The following is a 17276-nucleotide window of genomic DNA, read 5'->3' on the forward strand; positions in this document are numbered from 1 at the left end:
CGCGACGGACGACCTCCGTCACGGACCACCAGCCGACGCGACCGCGACCGGCGAGCACCCCAGGAAGGACCACGACGACGTGACCGACACCACCCAGACCCCAGCGACGACGGACGACGGTTTCCGCATCGAGCACGACACGATGGGCGAGGTGCGGGTGCCCGCCTCGGCGCTCTACCGGGCGCAGACCCAGCGCGCGGTCGAGAACTTCCCGATCTCCGGCAGCGGCCTCGAGAGCGCCCAGATCGTCGCCCTCGCCCGCATCAAGCGCGCCGCGGCGATCGTCAACGGGGAGCTCGGCATCGTCGACCCGGCCCTCGCCGACGCGATCGCGAAGGCGGCGGACACGATCATCGCCGGGGAGCACCACGACCAGTTCCCGGTGGACGTGTACCAGACCGGCTCCGGGACGTCGTCGAACATGAACATGAACGAGGTCCTCGCGACGCTGGCCTCCGACATCGCGGGCACCCCCGTGCACCCCAACGACCACGTGAACGCCTCGCAGTCGTCGAACGACGTGTTCCCCACCTCCGTGCACGTCGCCGTGACCGAGGCGCTCATCCGCACCCTCGTCCCCGCGCTCGAGCACCTCGCCGAGTCGCTCGAACGCAAGGCCACGCTCTGGGCCGACGCGGTGAAGTCCGGCCGCACGCACCTCATGGACGCCACCCCCGTGACCCTCGGACAGGAGTTCGGCGGGTACGCGCGCCAGATCCGGCTCGGCATCGAACGGGTGAACGCCACGCTCCCCCGCGTCGCCGAGGTCCCGCTCGGCGGCACCGCCGTCGGCACCGGCATCAACACCCCCGCGGGGTTCCCGCAGCGGGTGATCGCACAGCTCGCCGCCGACACCGACCTGCCCGTCACCGAGGCCCTCGACCACTTCGAGGCGCAGGGAGCGCGGGACGCCCTGGTGGAGGCGTCCGGTGCGCTCAAGGTGATCGCGGTCAGCCTGACGAAGATCAACAACGACCTGCGGTGGATGGGCTCGGGGCCGAACACCGGTCTCGGTGAGCTGCACATCCCCGACCTGCAGCCGGGCTCGTCGATCATGCCCGGGAAGGTCAACCCGGTCATCCCCGAGGCGACGCTCATGGTCGCCGCGCGGGTGATCGGCAACGACGCCACCGTCGCCTGGGCCGGCGCGTCCGGAGCCTTTGAGCTGAACGTCGCGATCCCGGTCATGGGCACGGCGCTCCTCGAGTCCGTGCGTCTGCTGGCGAACAGCTCGCGGGTGCTGGCCGACAAGGTCATCGACGGGCTCGAGGCCAACCTCGACCGCGCACGGGCCTTCGCGGAGTCGTCGCCCTCGATCGTGACGCCGCTGAACCGGGTGATCGGCTACGAGGCCGCCGCGAAGGTCGCGAAGCACGCCGTCGCCGAGGGCATCACCGTGCGCGAGGCCGTGGTCGCGCTGGGCTACGTCGAGCGGGGCGAGGTCACCGAGGAGCAGCTCGACAGCGCCCTCGACGTGCTGAGCATGACGCACCCGAACTGACGGACGCACCCGCTGACGGACGGGAGGCGCGGTGCCAGCCGGCACCGCGCCTCCCGTCCGTCGTGCGGCCGCCCTGCCCCGCGCCGGACACATTCCGCGAAAGCGACAGATGTCCGCTGAGGCTGCGCGCACATCTGTCGCTTTCGCGGAAGAGTAAGCGCCGGCCGCCGCCCCGCTACACGAGGTCCGGCGAGTCGAGCATCTCGGTCACGAGCGCCGCGATCGCCGAGCGCTCCGACCGCGTCAGCGTCACGTGCGCGAACAGCGGGTGCCCCTTGAGTCGCTCGATCACCGACGCGACGCCGTCGTGCCGGCCGACCCGGAGGTTGTCCCGCTGCGCGACGTCGTGCGTCAGGACCACCCGTGAGTTCTGCCCGATGCGCGACAGCATCGTCAGGAGGACGTTCCGTTCGAGCGACTGCGCCTCGTCCACGATGACGAACGCGTCGTGCAGGGAGCGTCCGCGGATGTGCGTCAGCGGCAGCACCTCGAGCATCCCGCGCTCGACCACCTCGTCGAGGACGTTGTCCGACACCAGTGCACCGAGCGTGTCGTACACCGCCTGCGCCCACGGGTTCATCTTCTCGGCGGCGTCGCCTGGCAGGTACCCGAGCTCCTGGCCACCCACCGCGTAGAGCGGCCGGAACACCATGATCTTCTTGTGCTGCTGTCGTTCGAGCACGGCCTCGAGCCCGGCGCAGAGCGCGAGTGCCGACTTGCCGGTGCCGGCGGCGCCACCGAGCGACACGATGCCGATCTCGGGGTCGAGCAGGGCGTCGATCGCGAGTCGCTGTTCGGCCGACCGTCCGCGGAGCCCGAACACCTCGCGGTCACCGCGGACGAGCGCGACTCCTCCGGCCTCGTGCACCCGGCCGAGTGCCGAACCCCGCTCGGAGTGGATGACCACCCCGGTGTTCACCGGCACGCCGGCCAGTTGCGACGAGCGGATCTCCTCGCGGTCGTAGAGGTCCGCCATCTGCTCGCCGGACACCTGCAGCTCGGTGATGCCCGTGTAACCGGAGTCGACCGCCAGCTCGGCACGGTACTCCTCGGCGGCCATGCCGATCGAGGCGGCCTTCACCCGGAGCGGGAGGTCCTTGGACACGACGACCACGTCGAGTCCGTCGTTCTGGAGGTTCATCGCGACCGCGAGGATCCGCGAGTCGTTGTCCCCGAGCTGCAGGCCCGACGGCAGGACGGACTGGTTGGAGTGGTTCAGCTCGACGCGCAGCGAACCGCCCTCGCCGATCGCGATCGGGAAGTCGAGGCGCTCGTGTTCGACCCGCAGGTCGTCGAGGATCCGGAGCGCCTGCCGGGCGAAGTACCCGATCTCCGGGTCGTTCCGCTTCGACTCCAGCTCGCTGACGACGACCACGGGCAGGACGACCGCGTGCTCGGCGAAGCGGAACAACGCCCGCGGATCGCTGAGGAGCACCGAGGTGTCGAGCACGTACGTGCGCTGGGCGACCGGTGTGGACGAGTCCGCGGTGGGCTGGTGCTGGGTTCCGCGAGAGACGTTCTGAGAGGTCACGACCACTCCATCCCCGGGCCGCGAAGGACCCGGTCCTTGTCCTCGACGCGGCCACTGGAGCGGGTCTCGAAGCACCTGCTGCGGCCGCTTCGATCGGGCGCGGTGCCCGATGCGGTCAACCTACGACCGTCGCCTGCCGGGTGGAATCGCGACACGCTGCCTGTCCGGTTACGGTCGTGTGAACGCGTCGCGCCCGACCGGTGCACACCACGGACGGGAGGCGCGGTGCGGGCTGGCACCGCGCCTCCCTTCCGTCGCGGCGAAGCCCGTCGCTTTCGCGAAAGCGACAGTGTGCTGCCGTCGGCGCACCCGTTTCTGTCGCCTTCGTGACGGCAACCGCGCTGCGCGCGACACGCCTGTCGCTTCCGCAGGGGCAACCGCGCCGCGCGCGCCCCGCGCGACGCGCCTGCTACGGCATCGTGGCGTAGGACAGGCAGGCGTCGCGGAACATGTCGAGGGTCTCGTCCGTGGTGGACGCGAACACGGAGACGCGCGCGACCCCGAGTCGGGTCGTCACCGTGACGCCGTGGTTGTGCAGTGCCGCCGACAGTGCCGTGAGTCGACCCTGCGGCGGACGGAGCGCGACGATCCCGGCTCGCTCGCGGGGGTCGCGGCTGGACTCGACCACCAGGCCGAACTCGTCGGCGATGTCGAACACCCGCTCGACCCGCTCTGCGACCGCCTCCTGCACGGCTGCGACGCCGACGCCGGCGAGCCGTTCGAGCGACACCGCCATCCGGGCCTGCGCCACCGGATCGATCCGGGTCGAGACGAACGCCCCTGCGCCGGACTTCACGGAGGGGACCTCGGCCGGCCACCCGGTCGTGCCGGCCGGGCCGGACAGCGCCGGACGCAGCCGGTTCAGTGCCCGATCGCTGAACGCCGTGAAGCCGGTCCCCCACCCCGCGTGCAGCCACTTCTGCCCGCCCGTCGCGACCACGTCGGCGGCGTCGTAGGCGGCGTCGACGATCCCGAAGCCCTGGATCGCGTCGACGATGAGCAGTCGATCGCCGACGACCTCCCGCATCGCGGCGAGGTCGACGAGGTAGCCCGTCCGCCAGTCGACGAGCGACACGGCGACGGCGGTCACCTCGTCGGTCAGCCGCTCGCGGATCAGCTCGGGCGTCGCCCAACCGACGCCGGACTCGATCACGACCGGGTGCACACGACCACCGGTCGACGAGGCCGCCGACGCGAGCGCGAGGGGCATCGCCGGGTAGTCGTCCGCCGCAACCAGCACACCGCCGGTCAGGCCGAACGCGGTGTGCACCAGCCCCGGCGTCGTCGCGGTCTGCGACACCACCTGGTCGTCCCGGCGTCCGACGAGACGCGCGGCGACCGTGCGGACCCGGGCATCCTGCTCGTCGAGCGTCTCCATCGCGCCGAAGCGCATGTGCTCCTGGATGGTGCCGAGCACGCGCTGTTCCTCGAGCACGGCGGTCTGCACCGGGCCGAACGCGGCGTGATCGAGGTAGCCGGGCTCCTCCGCGAAGCCTGAGGCATACTCGTTGATGTTCACTGGGGCAACCTTCCGTGGAACGAAAACCCTGTGAGTGTACTGGGACGGTCTGCTCGCGCCGAACCGGGCGCCCGGTGATGACGCTCCGTGGACTGTCCGGCCGACGGACCCGCTAGCCGCCGAAGCGCCGCGACCGCAGCCCGAAGTCGCGTACTGCACGCAGGAAGTCGACCTCGCGGAGGTCGGGGTAGAACGCCTCGACGAAGTAGAACTCGCTGTGGGCGCTCTGCCAGAGCATGAAGTCCGACAGCCGCTGCTCGCCGGAGGTGCGGATCACGAGGTCCGGGTCCGGCTGCCCCTGCGTGTAGAGGTGGTCGCCGATGAGCTCCGGCGTGAGGACCTCGGCGAGGGTGTCGAGTGTCCCCCCGCCCTCGCCGTGCGCCCGGACGATGCTCCGCATGGCGTCGGCGATCTCACGTCGGCCGCCGTACCCGACCGCGAGGTTGACGTGGAGCCCCGTGTGGTCGGCGGTCCGGCGCTCGGCGTCCTCGAGCGCGGCGACGAGGTCCGCGGGCAACCCCTCGTTCGACCCGACGTGCTGCACGCGCCAGTCGCGGTGGTCGGCGAGCACCCCGGCGAGGTCGGCGATGATCCCCACGAGCTGCTCGAGCTCCTCCCCGCCCCGACCGGTGAGGTTGTCGGCGGACAGCAGGTACAGCGTCACGACCTCGATGCCGAGGTCGTCGCACCAGTCGAGGAACTCCGGGATCTTGGCGGCGCCGGCGCGGTGTCCGTGGGCGGCCGAGTCGAGGCCGAGCTGCTTCGCCCACCGTCGGTTGCCGTCGACGATCATGGCGACGTGCTTCGGTGTCGGCGCCCCGTCGATCTGCCTGCGGATGCGGCGCTGGTAGGCGCGGTACAGGAGTCCACGCCCGTTCCGTCCCACCCTGCTCGCCACGGAACGAACATAGTGCACCCGTCATCGGAACGCGCCGCGACGGACGCGCTGGACGGATGCGACCGCACCCGCGCCACCCGGTGGGCCGACACCGACATGACACCGGGCGCTCGGCGGACGTTCGGGCAGGCCCCCTACTGTCGCCCCATGCAGGCCACGAACGACACCGGGACCCTCCCGCACGTCCCCTTCACCGAGGAGGCCGCGACCGCCACGGAGCCGCCCCGGCCGGCCTGGCGGGGATGGATCCACCTCGGCACCTTCCCGTTCGCGATCGCGATGGGGGTCGTCCTCGTCAGCCTCGCCGGTTCACCAGCGGCCAAGGCGGGCAGTGCGGTGTTCATGGCGAGCTCGCTGCTGCTCTTCGGCGTCTCGGCGACCTACCACCGGTTCCCGTGGGGCCCGACGGTCAAGAGGATCCTGAAGCGCATCGACCACACGAACATCCTCCTGCTCATCGCCGGCACCTACACACCGATCGCCATCTGTGCTCTCCCGCACACCCTCATGGTGGTCGTGCTGTGGGTGATGTGGTCGGGGGCAGCGCTGGGCATCGCGTTCCGGGTGCTCTGGATCGGAGCGCCACGGTGGCTCTACGTCCCGATCTACCTCGTGCTGGGGTGTGCCGCGCTCGGTCTGCTGCCGCAGTTCTTCGCCGCGAGTGTCCCCATGACGGTTCTCGTGCTGTCCGGCGGACTCGCCTACGTGCTCGGCGCGCTGGTGTACGGGTTCAAGCGTCCGGACCCGTCGCCGCGCGTGTTCGGCTTCCACGAGGTGTTCCACGCCTTCACGGTGGCGGCGTTCGCGGCGCAGTGGGTCGGCGTGCTCATCGTCGCGCTCGACCCGATCCGCTGACCAGCGGGCCCCGCCACGCCTGCCGGAGCATGTCGTTCCGCGGGTCCGTCACCGCGCGTTCCTTCCCATCACGCCTGCAGTAGGAAGCCATTCCGCTCGTAGGAGGTCGTTCCGAACGACCTCCTACGAGCGAATCGGTCACCTACGAGCGGAACGGTCACCCACGCGCGGAACGGTCACCCACGCGCGGGGCGCGTCCCGACGGACGGGAGGCCCGTGGCGGCGCCGCCACGGGCCTCCCGTCCGCCGTCGGGGTCGCGTCTACCCGCGTTCGGTGTCGTCGCCGACGTCGGCGCGGCCGTCCTCGGCCGCCCGCCGCTCCGGCTCGTCCGTGGCGACACCCTCGGCACCCTCCGCACCCGCCTCGGACTCGAGTCGCTCCCGGATCTCGGCGCGGTACCGCGTGCGACGGATGCGCCGTGTCATGTCGATGACGAGCAGGATCGTCACGACCGCGACGACCGCGATCGCGATGAAGCCGGCGACGCCCGGCGTGACCTCGACGTCCGGCACCGTGGAGGTCGGGCTCGGAACGGGGGTGGCTGCGGCGAGTGCCGCCCAGGTGCTGCTCACGCGGTGGTGTCCTCGTCTGCCGTGATCCCCGCGAACAGGTCGGACTCCGGCGTCGACGTCGGCACGCGGGCCTCGACGAGCTGGTAGTCCTCGGTCGGCCACACCGTCGCGAGGAGGTCGTTCGGCCAGGAGAAGAACGCGCTGTCCGGCGGCACCTGGCTCGCGTGCGCGTGCAGGGCGGCGTCGCGGGCGTCGAAGTACCCGCGGACGTCGACGTGGGTCGTCGAGAGGTCCGGCCGGTCGGCGAACCGCTCCACCCACTCCCGCAGCTGCTCGAGCGCGGGGTCGGCGGGGTCGCGTTCCTGCATCGCCTCGTAGATCGCGGTGAACCGACGCGGGTTCATCGTGCGCTCGTAGTAGAGCTTGGCGACGGCCCAGGGCTCGCCCGCCGCCGGGTACTTCGTCGGGTCGGCGGCGTCGCGCCAGGCGGCCACCGACACCTCGTGCGAGCGGATGTGGTCGGGGTGGGGGTAGCCGCCGTTCTCGTCGTAGGTGACGAGCACGTGCGGGCGGAACCGGCGGACCACGCGGACGAGCGCCTCGGTCGAGTACTCCAGCGGCACCGTGGCGAACGTGCCGGGGCGGACGGTCTCGCCCTCCTCCGGCAGCCCGGAGTCGTGGTAGCCGAGCCAGACGTGGTCGATGCCGAGGGCCTGCTGCGCCGCGGCCATCTCGGTGCGGCGGTACCCGGCCATGTCGCGGTGCGCCCGGGTGGTGGCGGGCTCGCCCAGCTGGTCGTTGAGGATGTCGCCGGCCTCGCCGCCCGTGCAGGACACGACGAGGACCTGGGCGCCCTCGGCCACGTACCTGGCCGCCGTCGCCGCTCCCTTGCTCGACTCGTCGTCGGGGTGGGCGTGGACGGCCAGCAGACGGTAGGGCACGTGGGTTCCTCGCGGTTCGTGCACGGCCCTCGACGCGGTCGGGGTCCGTGCGGGAGCGGGCGGACGCGGGCGGCACACAGCCAGGCGTGAACTACCCTGGTCATCAGGATATCCACCCCGGGAGCCCCGAACTGTCCGATCAGCAGCACCCCGCCACACCGACCGTCGCGTCGGCGACCGCCGCGGCCACGCTCGACGACCGCTACGGCCGGACGCCGTCGCGTCGTCGCCGTTCCCGAGCGCTCGCGATCGCCGCGGCCGTCGCGATCGTGGTCGTCTTCGCGGTGTGGGTCGTCTGGGCCGGTCCGGGGCAGACCAGTCACGGGCTCGACAGCGACGACGTCGGGTACAAGGTCCTCTCCGACCACACCACGGTCGTGCGCTCGCAGGTGTCGGTCGACCCCGGGACGCGCGCCGACTGCGCCGTCCAGGTGCTCGACAAGTCGTACACGATCGTCGGCTGGAAGGTCGTCGACCTGCCTGCGAGCGACCAGCGGTCCCGCACCATCTCGACCGAGGTCCGCACGACGACACGCGGCGTGACCGGCTTGATCCACGACTGCTGGGTTCCCTAGACTGCTGTGATCCGCAGAGCGAGACCGGCCCCGACGGCCGGTCTCGCTCTTTGTTGAAGGGATGCACCATGAGCAACGACACCCAGGTCACCTGGCTGACCCAGGAGGCCCACGACCGTCTCCAGGCGGAGCTCGAGCAGCTCTCCGGTCCGGGGCGCAAGGAGATCGCGGACCGCATCGAGGCGGCGCGTGAAGAGGGCGACCTCAAGGAGAACGGCGGCTACCACGCGGCCAAGGACGAGCAGGGCAAGATCGAGGCCCGCATCCGTCAGCTCACGGACCTGCTGAAGCACGCCACGGTCGGCGAGGCCGACTTCGACGGCACCGTCGAGCCAGGCACGGTCGTCACCGCCGTCATCGCCGGCGACGAGTCGACGTTCCTCGTCGGCAACCGCGAGATCGTCGGCGAGGGCTCGGACCTCACCGTGTACAGCCCGGTCAGCCCGGTCGGGGCCGCCATCGTCGGCCTCCGTGCCGGTGAGAAGACCACCTACACGGCCCCGAACGGCAAGGAGATCGCCGTCGAGGTGACGAAGGTCGAGCGCTACGAGCCGTAGGACGCGATGCGTTCCGGACAGGAGGCGCGGTGCCGGCTGGCACCGCGCCTCCTGTCCGTCTGTGGCCGGGCGCGCGCTCAGCGCTCGAGCAGTTCGGGGCGGAAGCCCGCCTCCTGCAGGCGGCCGATGACCTCCTGCGCGTGCTCGGGTCCACGTGCCTCGATCGACAGGTCGAGGGCGACCTCGTTGATCACCAGTCCCTGCCCGTGCCGGGTGTGCAGGACCTCGACGACGTTCGCGCCGGCGTCGGAGATCACCTGCGAGACGCGGGCGAGCTGACCGGGACGGTCCGGGAGCATGATCCGGATGCCGATGTACCGCGACGCGGCGACGAGGCCCCGGGTGATGACCCGCTCCATCATGAGGGGGTCGATGTTCCCGCCGCTCAGCAGCACGACGGTCCGGCCGGTGTCACGCACGACGCCGGAGATGATCGCCGCGACCCCGACCGCACCCGCGGGTTCGACCACGAGCTTGGCCCGCTCGAGCAGCACGAGGAGCGCCCGGGCGACGTCGTCGTCGGTCACGGTGACGATCTCGTCGACGTGGTCGCGGATGATCGGGAAGTTCAGGTCTCCCGGGCGCGCGACGGCGATGCCGTCGGCGATCGTCGGGGTGGTCTGGATCGTCACCGGCTCGCCGGCCTCGATCGACGTCGGGTAGGCGGCGGCGTTGGCGGCCTGCACACCGATCACCCGGACCCGGCGGCCGAGCCGTTCGGCCGTGCCCTTGACGGCGAGCGCGATGCCGGCGATGACGCCGCCGCCGCCGATCGGCACGACGACCGTGTCGACCTCGGGCACCTCGTCCATGATCTCGAGGCCGAGGGTGCCCTGCCCGGCGATGACGGCGGGGTGGTCGAACGGCGGGATGAACACGGCACCGGTGCGGGCGGCGAAGTCCTTGGCGGCGCTCAGCGCCTCCTCCACGCTGTGGCCCCGGAGCACGACGTCGGCGCCGTAGTGTCGCGTCGCCTGCAGCTTCGGCAGGGCCACCCCGACCGGGGTGAAGATCGTCGCCGGGATGCCGAGCTCACGGGCTGCGAGGGCGACGCCCTGGGCGTGGTTGCCCGCGCTCGCCGCGACGACCCCCTTGGCGCGCTGCTCGGGGGTGAGGGCGGCGAGTCGGTTGTAGGCACCGCGGACCTTGTAGGCGCCGGTGCGCTGGAGGTTCTCGCACTTGAGGTGCACCGGGGACCCGAGCACCTCGGCCAGGTACTGCGACGACTCCATCGGTGTCACCCGGGCGACCCCGGCGATGGTGGCGCGTGCGGCCTCGATGTCCGCGAGCGTCGGGATCGCGGTGTCGGGGAGCTGGGGCGCGGAGGTGTCGGTCACTCCCCCATCATCGCCGCTCCGGGACCCCGCCGCGAACTCGTGACGCGCTCGGTCAGCCGGCCGTGCCCTTCGCGGCCGTGGGCTGCTGGTCGCTGCCGGGTTCCGGCACGTCCTTCCGTCGTCGACCCCGACGCTTCGCGGCCTTGCCCGCGCGGTTGCGCTCCACCGCCTGCTGGACGTGGTCGGAGTCGAGTCCGCGCCACCGCCCGCTGGCGATCGTGGTCACCATCGAGTTGACGGTGGCGATGAGCGGCACCGCGAAGAACGCCCCGGCGATGCCCGCCAGGCCGGACGCCGCCGTCACGCCGAGCACGACGGCCAGCGGGTGCACCTTGACGGCACTGCCCATGACGAGCGGCTGCAGGATGTGCCCCTCGATCTGCTGCACCGCGAGGACCACACCGAGCATGATGAGCGCCGCGCCCCATCCGTTGAACAGGAGCGCGATGAACACCGCGAGGATGCCGGTGACGATCGCGCCGACGACCGGGATGAACGCGCCGAGGAAGACGAACACGGCGATCGGCACGACGAGCGGCAGCTGCAGGGCGAACGCGCCGATGCCGATGCCGACCGCATCCACGAAGGCGACGAAGATCTGCACCCGCACGAAGCTCGTCAGCGTCGTCCAACCGGCGACACCCGCGCCGTCGATCGCGGGGCGGGCCTTCCTCGGGAAGATCCGGACGACCCAGCGCCAGACGTTCTTGCCGTCGATGAGCAGGAAGATCACCGTGAAGATGACGACGAAGAGCCCGGTCAGCACGTGCGTCAGCGAGGACCCCACGCTCGCCGCGCCCGACAGGATCGAGCCGGAGTTGTCCTGCAGCCAGCTCGTCGCCTGGTCGAGGTAGCTGTTGAAGTCCTTCTCGCTGATGCTCAGCCCGGAGTTCTTCAGGAACTGCTGGATCGTGTCGTACTGCTGCAGCGCCCGGTCACGCAAGGACGGGAAGGCCGCGGCGATCTGGTCGACGACGAGCCAGATGAGCGCGCCCACGGCAGCGAGACCGCCGACGAGGCTGACGACGACGGCGACCCACTTCGGCACGTGGTGCCGCTGCATCCAGTTCGACAGCGGGACGAGGAGCGACGCCACGACGATCCCGATGAGGAACGGGATGAGCACCTCGCTGAAGAGCATGACGAGGTAGATGAACACCGCCACCACGCCGAGCACCACCAGCACGCGCCACGACCACGCCCCCGCGATCCGCATGCCCGTGGGCACCGAGTCCTCGACGACGGGGTCGGGATGAGTCTTCTTGCCCCAGGCCATGCCCGCGAGTGTACCGATGTGCGTCCTGACAGGTTCCGCATCCGGCATACGAATCCCAGGACTGCGTGTCGGCGGCTCTCGCTACGGTCGGGGCATGGTCAGGACGACGCTCTCCGCAGCCGAGGCACGCCGGGTCGCCCTCGCGGCGCAGGGGTTCGGCTCGGAGCCCTCGCCCGCGGTCTCGACGCGGGCGCTCACCGCCGGCTTCCGCCGACTCGGGCTGCTGCAGATCGACTCGGTCAACGTGTTCGAGCGCAGCCACTACCTCCCGTTCGCCGCCCGTCTCGGCGCGTACGACCGGAGCACCCTCGACCGCCTCACGACGGCACGGCGTGCGCCCTACCTCGAGTACTGGGCGCACGAGGCCGCCTTCATCCCCCGTGACGACCTCCGGCTGTTCCGGTGGCGGATGGACGCGTTCCGGCTCCGCGACGCCCGGCCGAACCGTGTCGACACCGTCACGCGGACGGAGGGGGTCCGCCGCGAGCTCCGAGCACTGCTGGCCGCCGAGGGACCGATGCGGGCGAGTGACGTCGAGCACGAGTCCAACGTCCGCCGCGGACCGTGGTGGGGCTGGAGCGACGTGAAGATCGGCCTCGAGCAGATGTTCCGCTGGGGCGACGTGGTGAGCGCCGGACGGTCCGGGTTCGAGCGGGTCTACGCCCTCCCCGACCAGGTGCTGCCCGTGGGGTTCCTGCAGGACGCACCCCCTCGCGCGGACGCCGTCCGGGAGCTCGTCCGCCGTGCCGCCCGATCCGTCGGCGTCGGCACGCGCGCGGACATCGCCGACCACTACCGACTCCGAGCCGACGACACGGCCCGAGCGCTCGCGGAGCTGACCGAAGCGGGCGAACTCGTCCCGGTGCAGGTCGAGGGCTGGCGGGACCGCGCGTGGATGGACGCCGCCGCCCGGGTCCCGAGGACCGTCCGCGCCGACGCGGTCCTCAGCCCGTTCGATCCGGTGGTGTGGTTCCGTCCCCGTGCCGAGCGCATGTTCGGCTTCCACTACCGCATCGAGATCTACACACCGGCCCCCAAACGCGTCTTCGGCTACTACGTCCTGCCCGTCCTGCAGGACGACCGGCTCGTCGGGCGCATCGACCTGAAGAGCGACCGCCAGCGGGGCGTGCTCCGGGTACGGACGGCGTGGCAGGAGCCCGGGGAGCGGCTCGACGCCGAGCGCCTCGCGGCGACCCTGCTCCGGACCGCCGCGTGGCAGGGGCTCGACCAGGTCGAGGTGACGGACCGCGGTACGGCGGCAGCGGCCCTCGCCGGAGCGCTGGGCGTCGATCTCGTGCCGCACGTCGCCGCGGACGACGCCGAGGCGCCCGCAGCCGAGCCCGCCGTCGCGACCAGCTGACGGACAGGAGGCACGGCGGGCGCCGCCACGGGCCTCCCGTCCGGCTCCTGGTCACCGTCCGACAGCGGCGGCTGGGCAGGGGTGCCTGCGACGCCGCCGCGCCGTCGCTGCGACGGGTCGCTGCGTCACGGTGGACGGAAGGAGTCAGAAGCGGTCGATGCTGCCGCGGAGCCGTGCCACACGGTCGGCCAACGGCGGGTGCGTCGAGAACAGGCGGTCCATCACGCCGGGGCGCATCGGGTCGGCGATCCACAGGTGCGCCATCGACGAGTTCTGCGTCCGCATCGGACGGCCGTACGCACCGAGCTTCTCGAGTGCCCGGGCCAGGCCCTCCGGGTGCCGCGTGGTCATCGCCCCGGTCGCGTCGGCGAGGTACTCCCGCTGTCGGGACACGGCGGCTTGCACGCCCGCCGCGGCGATGGGCGCGACGACGACCGCGACGAGTCCGGCGATCAGGAGGATCGGGTTGTTGCCGCCGTTGTCGTTGTTGCTGCGCCCGCGACCGCTCAGCCCACTGAAGATCGAGATGCGCAGCAGGACGTCGGCGAGGAGTCCGACCGCGACCACGAGGCCGAACACCATCGTCGAGACGCGGATGTCGTGGTTCTGCACGTGCCCGAGCTCGTGGGCCATCACGCCCTGCAGTTCCTGGTCGTCCATGATCGCGAGCAGGCCGGTGGTGGCCGCGACCACGGCGTGCTCCGGGTCCCGTCCAGTGGCGAAGGCGTTCGGCGAGGGGTCGTCGATGACGAACACGCGCGGCATCGGCATCCCGGTCGCGATCGTGAGGTTCTCGACCGTCCGCCAGAGCCGGGGTTCGGTGGCGCGGTCGACCTCGATGCCGCCGGCGATCGCGACGGCCTGGCGCGCCGCGAGGAAGTACTGCAGGACGGCGTAGCCCAGCGCCACGGCGAGCACGATGACGCCGATGGAGACGTTCCCGACGAGGTACCCGCCGAGGAAGCCGAGCGCGCCGATGACGAGCAGGAAGACCAGGACGATCAGGACGGTGTTGCGCTTGTTGCGCGCGATCGCGCGGTACACGGCGGTCCGGTGAGGTCGCTCGGGCGGGTCAGAACTGGACGCGCGGCGGCTCGGCGATCGCGGCCGGCTCGGCGGTCTCGAAGAACGGCGCCTCGGTGAAGCCGCGGTTCTTCGCGAACGCGGAGTTCGGGAACACGCGGATCTTCGTGTTCAGCTCGCGGACCCCGCCGTTGTAGAAGCGGCGGGCGGACTGGATCTTGTCCTCGGTGTCGACGAGCTCGGACTGCAGCTGCAGGAAGTTCTGGCTGGACTGCAGCTGCGGGTAGCCCTCGGCCACGGCGAACACGCTCTTCAACGCTTTCTGCATGTGGCCCTCGGCAGCGGACGCGGCCTCGGCGTCTCCGGCGCTGAGCGTCTCCGCGCGCGCCTGGGTGACGTCGGTGAAGACCGCCTTCTCGTGCGCCGCGTACCCCTTCACCGTGTCCACGATCGTCGGGATGAGGTCGGCCCGCCGCTTGAGCTGCACGGAGATGTCGCTCCACGCCTCGTCGACGCGGACCTTGAGCGTGACGAGCGCGTTGTACGTCACCCACAGGTAGATGCCGATGACGACGAGGACGACCACCACCACTCCGACGACGATGAGCGTCGTGATGAGTCCGGTGTCCATGCGGGCGTACTCCTTTGCGCGTCGGGAACCGCGCGGTGACCGCGGTCGGGCTGCGTCCGTTCCGCCGTGTGGGACCGGATCAGGGTCGTCCGGATCGGTCGTCCTCGGGCGGCGCGGGCCACCGCTGAGTCTATCGACGCTCGGCCGGCGCTCCTCCGACGCTGGAGCGGTTCACGGGCGATTCCCGAGTTGCACACACCGCGGGTTCGGGATGGGCCGCGTCCACCGGATCATCCGCGAGGCGGATTGACCACAGCCGCTCGATCACGTGTGATGGGAACGGTGAGCACGCCCGGGGAGCAGGAGGACGAGCGGGCCGTCGGGGGCGACGGCCCCGTTCGTCGTACCCGACCACGCCGGATCCGTCCCGCCGCCCGGTCGCTGCGGCCAGTGGTCCTCGTGGCCCTCGGGCTCTCGGCCGGACTCGTCCTCTCCGCGGGGCTGGTCGGACTGGCTGTGGCGCCGGCCGGCGCGGTCGCAGCGTCAGGAGCGTCCGAGACCCCTGTGCCGTCCACCAGCCCTGCCCCGGCTGCGCGGACGCTCGCCGAGGAGTCGCCGGCCGACCCGACCGCCAGCCCGACCCCGACCCCGACCCCGACCGGTCCCGTCTACGGCCACCCGACCCCGACCGGTCCGCCGACGTCGAGCGGTCCCTCGGTCGTACCGAGCATCGCCGACCCGGGCGACATCACGACGGCGACGGCCCGGTTCCACGGCACCGGGACCATCGGGCACCGCGTGCAGGTCGCCACCGGCGGACGCACCGTCTGCACGGCGACGGTCCGCAGCGACGGCACGTGGTCCTGCCTGGGGACGGTGACCTCGGGGCCGCAGCAGGTCTTCACCGCGGTCGACGAGCAGGAGCCGCTCCTCGGCACCGCGGAGACCCCGGCGTCGGACGTCGTTACGCCGCCGACGGTCGCGTCCCGCGGCACGACCACCGGCGCGGTCGCCGGCGACGGTCGTCCCGGCGCCTCCGTGACCGTCTCGGTCGCCGGGTCGACCGTGCAGACGGACGCGATCGTGGGACGGGACGGGCGCTGGGTCGTCTCCCTCCCCCGGACGGTCGGCGACGGGACGGTCACGGTCTCGGCGACCCAGACGGCGAGCACGGCGGCGGGGTACCGGTCCGACCTGCGGAGCGCGTCGTCGGCGTCCGTGTCCCTGACGCTCGACCGGTCCGTGCCCGCGGCACCGCGGATCACGACGCCCCGCCCAGGAGCGCGGGTGAGCGCCCTGCCGATCCGGGTCTCCGGCACCGGGGCGTCGGACGCCGTCGTGACGGTGTACGTCGACCACGCGCCCGTCTGCACCGCCGACGTGGGTGCGAGCGGTCGCTGGACCTGTGCGACGCGGGGCTCGATCGACCCGGGCAGCCGGGTGCTCACCGCCGTGCAACGCGACCCGGCCGGGAACACCTCACGCGCCTCGGCCGACACCCGGGTCCTCGTGACCGCGACGGCCGTGCTGCCGACGGCGCAGGGGACACCGTCCGGCACGGCGGACGCGTCGAGCGGCGCGGGCGCACCGGCCGCGTCCGGATCGACCGGCGGCGGGAGCGGCGTTCCGGGTGGCAGCGGTTCCGCGGCCGACGGCGACGGGCACGACGTCGACGGCCCCGGGGGCGTGGGCAGCGGCGGATCGTCCGGTGGGGCCCCCTCCCCCGGTGCGACGGCTGGTGGCCCCGGCGGCATCGACTGGTCGGGACCCGCCGGCGACTGGTCCGCCCGGACGTCGTTCGACACCGCCGTCCCGACGATCCAGGCCGTCTTCGCCTGGCGCACCGTGTTCCTCGCCACGGGCGTCGCCGCCGGGTTCCTCGTCCTCATCGCCGCACCGCTCGCCGTCGTCGCCGGTGTGGTCCGGGGGCGGTTCCGCGCACCCTTCGCCGGCCTGCTCGGACGCAACCGGCCTCGTGACGCCCGTTCCCGCGCCGACGACGTCCTGCCCGTGTGGCTGTCGGTCGGCGGTGCGATCACGATCAGCACCCTGTGCACGCTCCTCGGTGCCGGCGTCTCATTGGAGGCCCGCTACGTCCGGCTCGCGATCGCGGTCGCGGTCGGTTCCGGGGTCCTCACCGCGGCCGTCGTCGTCGCGAGCCGGTGGGCGGCCGGGACGGAGCGGCACCTGGTCGGGTTCCGTGTCTCCCCGTGGCTCGTCCTCGCGGCGCTCGTCGCGTGTGCGGCGACCCGCGCCGGGGACCTCTCCCCCGCGCTCGTCGTCGGCACGGTGCTCGTCCCGACCGCCCGCGTCGACCTCGGCACCGGTCCGATGCGCCTCGGCTCGGCCGCCGTCGCCGGGACCCGGAGCGCGACCTGGCGAGCGGGCGCGTTGCTCGTCCTCGCGGTGGCCGGCTGGGTGGTGCACAGCCTCGTGCCCCGCGGCGGCGCGTGGACGTCGGCCGTGTCGGACGTCGCGATCACCCTGTGCCTCGGCGGACTCGGCGCCCTCGTCGCCGCTCTCCTCCCCGCCCCCGGGTCGGTCGCGGCGTCGATGGTCACGACGGCTCGCGGCCGGTACGCAGCGCTCACGGTCGTGACCGTCGCCCTCGCCACCGCGGTGTCGTCGGGGACGACGGGCACGCACGTTCCCCCGGCGACGCTGGTGGTGGCGAGCGTCGTCTGCACGGCCGCCGCCGTCACCGCCCTGGTCTGGTCCCGCCGGACCGGAGCGCCGGCCGGCGCCTGAGCGGGCCACCGCCGACACGTCCCGGCCGGCTGCGCCGCAGCCGCCCCGGCCGCCGGTCCGACGGGCACGGT

At 72.2% G+C, this 17276-nt stretch carries 15 protein-coding genes; 6 read left to right on the forward strand and 9 right to left on the reverse strand.

Translation table 11 applies throughout. From position 1 onward, the window contains the following. Positions 1 to 79: 79 nt before the first annotated feature. Positions 80 to 1501 carry a class II fumarate hydratase gene (locus Csp2054_RS00655; protein WP_096897388.1) on the forward strand — a complete coding sequence of 474 codons (1422 nt, stop codon included), beginning with the start codon at positions 80 to 82 and terminating at the stop codon, positions 1499 to 1501. A gap of 175 nt (positions 1502 to 1676) precedes the next feature. Here the strand turns inward: Csp2054_RS00655 and Csp2054_RS00660 are convergent, their stop codons facing one another. The 3 genes from Csp2054_RS00660 to Csp2054_RS00670 form a co-directional block, all read right to left on the reverse strand. Further along, a complete protein-coding gene (locus Csp2054_RS00660) occupies positions 1677 to 3038 on the reverse strand; it encodes a PhoH family protein (protein WP_176491481.1) in 1362 nt (453 codons plus the stop codon). 403 nt (positions 3039 to 3441) lie between these two features. Next, a complete protein-coding gene (locus tag Csp2054_RS00665; protein ID WP_255252545.1) occupies positions 3442 to 4551 on the reverse strand; it encodes an aminotransferase class V-fold PLP-dependent enzyme in 1110 nt (369 codons plus the stop codon). A gap of 112 nt (positions 4552 to 4663) precedes the next feature. Next, complete coding sequence (locus tag Csp2054_RS00670; protein ID WP_255252546.1) at positions 4664 to 5449, reverse strand: isoprenyl transferase; 786 nt, start codon at positions 5447 to 5449, stop codon at positions 4664 to 4666. Positions 5450 to 5596: 147 nt separating this feature from the next. Here Csp2054_RS00670 and trhA point away from each other — a divergent pair, with 147 nt between their 5' ends. Further along, entirely contained in the window at positions 5597 to 6304 is a 708-nt protein-coding gene (gene trhA / locus Csp2054_RS00675) for a PAQR family membrane homeostasis protein TrhA (RefSeq protein ID WP_096897621.1), read from the forward strand. Positions 6305 to 6565: 261 nt separating this feature from the next. Here the strand turns inward: trhA and Csp2054_RS00680 are convergent, their stop codons facing one another. Both Csp2054_RS00680 and mca read right to left on the reverse strand, forming a co-directional pair. Next, the gene (locus tag Csp2054_RS00680; RefSeq protein WP_096897390.1) at positions 6566 to 6877 is read right to left on the reverse strand and encodes a hypothetical protein; all 312 of its coding nucleotides are present in this window, start codon (positions 6875 to 6877) and stop codon (positions 6566 to 6568) included. Next, on the reverse strand, positions 6874 to 7758 hold the full coding sequence (mca, locus tag Csp2054_RS00685) for a mycothiol conjugate amidase Mca (protein WP_096897391.1): 885 nt from the start codon (positions 7756 to 7758) through the stop codon (positions 6874 to 6876). Before mca ends, Csp2054_RS00680 begins: the two co-directional genes overlap by 4 nt. 86 nt (positions 7759 to 7844) lie before the next feature. Between mca and Csp2054_RS00690 the strand changes: the two genes are divergently transcribed. Beyond that, positions 7845 to 8333 carry a DUF4307 domain-containing protein gene (locus Csp2054_RS00690; RefSeq protein ID WP_176491482.1) on the forward strand — a complete coding sequence of 163 codons (489 nt, stop codon included), beginning with the start codon at positions 7845 to 7847 and terminating at the stop codon, positions 8331 to 8333. A gap of 68 nt (positions 8334 to 8401) precedes the next feature. Further along, positions 8402 to 8890 (forward strand): transcription elongation factor GreA, encoded by a 489-nt coding sequence (gene greA, locus Csp2054_RS00695; RefSeq protein WP_096897393.1) that lies wholly within the window; start codon positions 8402 to 8404, stop codon positions 8888 to 8890. A gap of 77 nt (positions 8891 to 8967) precedes the next feature. Here greA and ilvA read toward each other — a convergent pair whose 3' ends face one another. Both ilvA and Csp2054_RS00705 read right to left on the reverse strand, forming a co-directional pair. Then, the gene (ilvA, locus tag Csp2054_RS00700) at positions 8968 to 10227 is read right to left on the reverse strand and encodes a threonine ammonia-lyase (RefSeq protein WP_096897394.1); all 1260 of its coding nucleotides are present in this window, start codon (positions 10225 to 10227) and stop codon (positions 8968 to 8970) included. A 52-nt stretch (positions 10228 to 10279) separates the two neighbouring features. Then, positions 10280 to 11503: an AI-2E family transporter gene (locus Csp2054_RS00705; RefSeq protein ID WP_096897395.1), complete on the reverse strand. Its 1224-nt coding sequence runs from the start codon at positions 11501 to 11503 to the stop codon at positions 10280 to 10282. A gap of 94 nt (positions 11504 to 11597) precedes the next feature. Between Csp2054_RS00705 and Csp2054_RS00710 the strand changes: the two genes are divergently transcribed. Beyond that, on the forward strand, positions 11598 to 12863 hold the full coding sequence (locus Csp2054_RS00710) for a winged helix-turn-helix domain-containing protein (protein ID WP_096897396.1): 1266 nt from the start codon (positions 11598 to 11600) through the stop codon (positions 12861 to 12863). A gap of 144 nt (positions 12864 to 13007) precedes the next feature. Here Csp2054_RS00710 and Csp2054_RS00715 read toward each other — a convergent pair whose 3' ends face one another. Beyond that, complete coding sequence (locus Csp2054_RS00715) at positions 13008 to 13907, reverse strand: M48 family metalloprotease (RefSeq protein ID WP_096897397.1); 900 nt, start codon at positions 13905 to 13907, stop codon at positions 13008 to 13010. Positions 13908 to 13935: 28 nt separating this feature from the next. Then, complete coding sequence (locus Csp2054_RS00720; RefSeq protein WP_096897622.1) at positions 13936 to 14502, reverse strand: LemA family protein; 567 nt, start codon at positions 14500 to 14502, stop codon at positions 13936 to 13938. A gap of 297 nt (positions 14503 to 14799) precedes the next feature. Between Csp2054_RS00720 and Csp2054_RS00725 the strand changes: the two genes are divergently transcribed. Then, complete coding sequence (locus Csp2054_RS00725; protein WP_141399059.1) at positions 14800 to 17205, forward strand: hypothetical protein; 2406 nt, start codon at positions 14800 to 14802, stop codon at positions 17203 to 17205. Positions 17206 to 17276 lie beyond the last annotated feature (71 nt).

The organism is Curtobacterium sp. 'Ferrero', from assembly GCF_002412165.1.
Lineage (GTDB): Bacteria > Actinomycetota > Actinomycetes > Actinomycetales > Microbacteriaceae > Curtobacterium.

What these genes read in the sequence shown, in the direction of transcription:
- trhA (WP_096897621.1), top strand. Translation starts at nt 5,597, where the DNA reads ATGCAGGCCACGAACGACACCGGGACCCTCCCGCACGTCCCCTTCACC.
- greA (WP_096897393.1), top strand. Translation starts at nt 8,402, where the DNA reads ATGAGCAACGACACCCAGGTCACCTGGCTGACCCAGGAGGCCCACGAC.
- Csp2054_RS00705 (WP_096897395.1), bottom strand. Translation starts at nt 11,503, where the DNA reads ATGGCCTGGGGCAAGAAGACTCATCCCGACCCCGTCGTCGAGGACTCG.
- Csp2054_RS00710 (WP_096897396.1), top strand. Translation starts at nt 11,598, where the DNA reads ATGGTCAGGACGACGCTCTCCGCAGCCGAGGCACGCCGGGTCGCCCTC.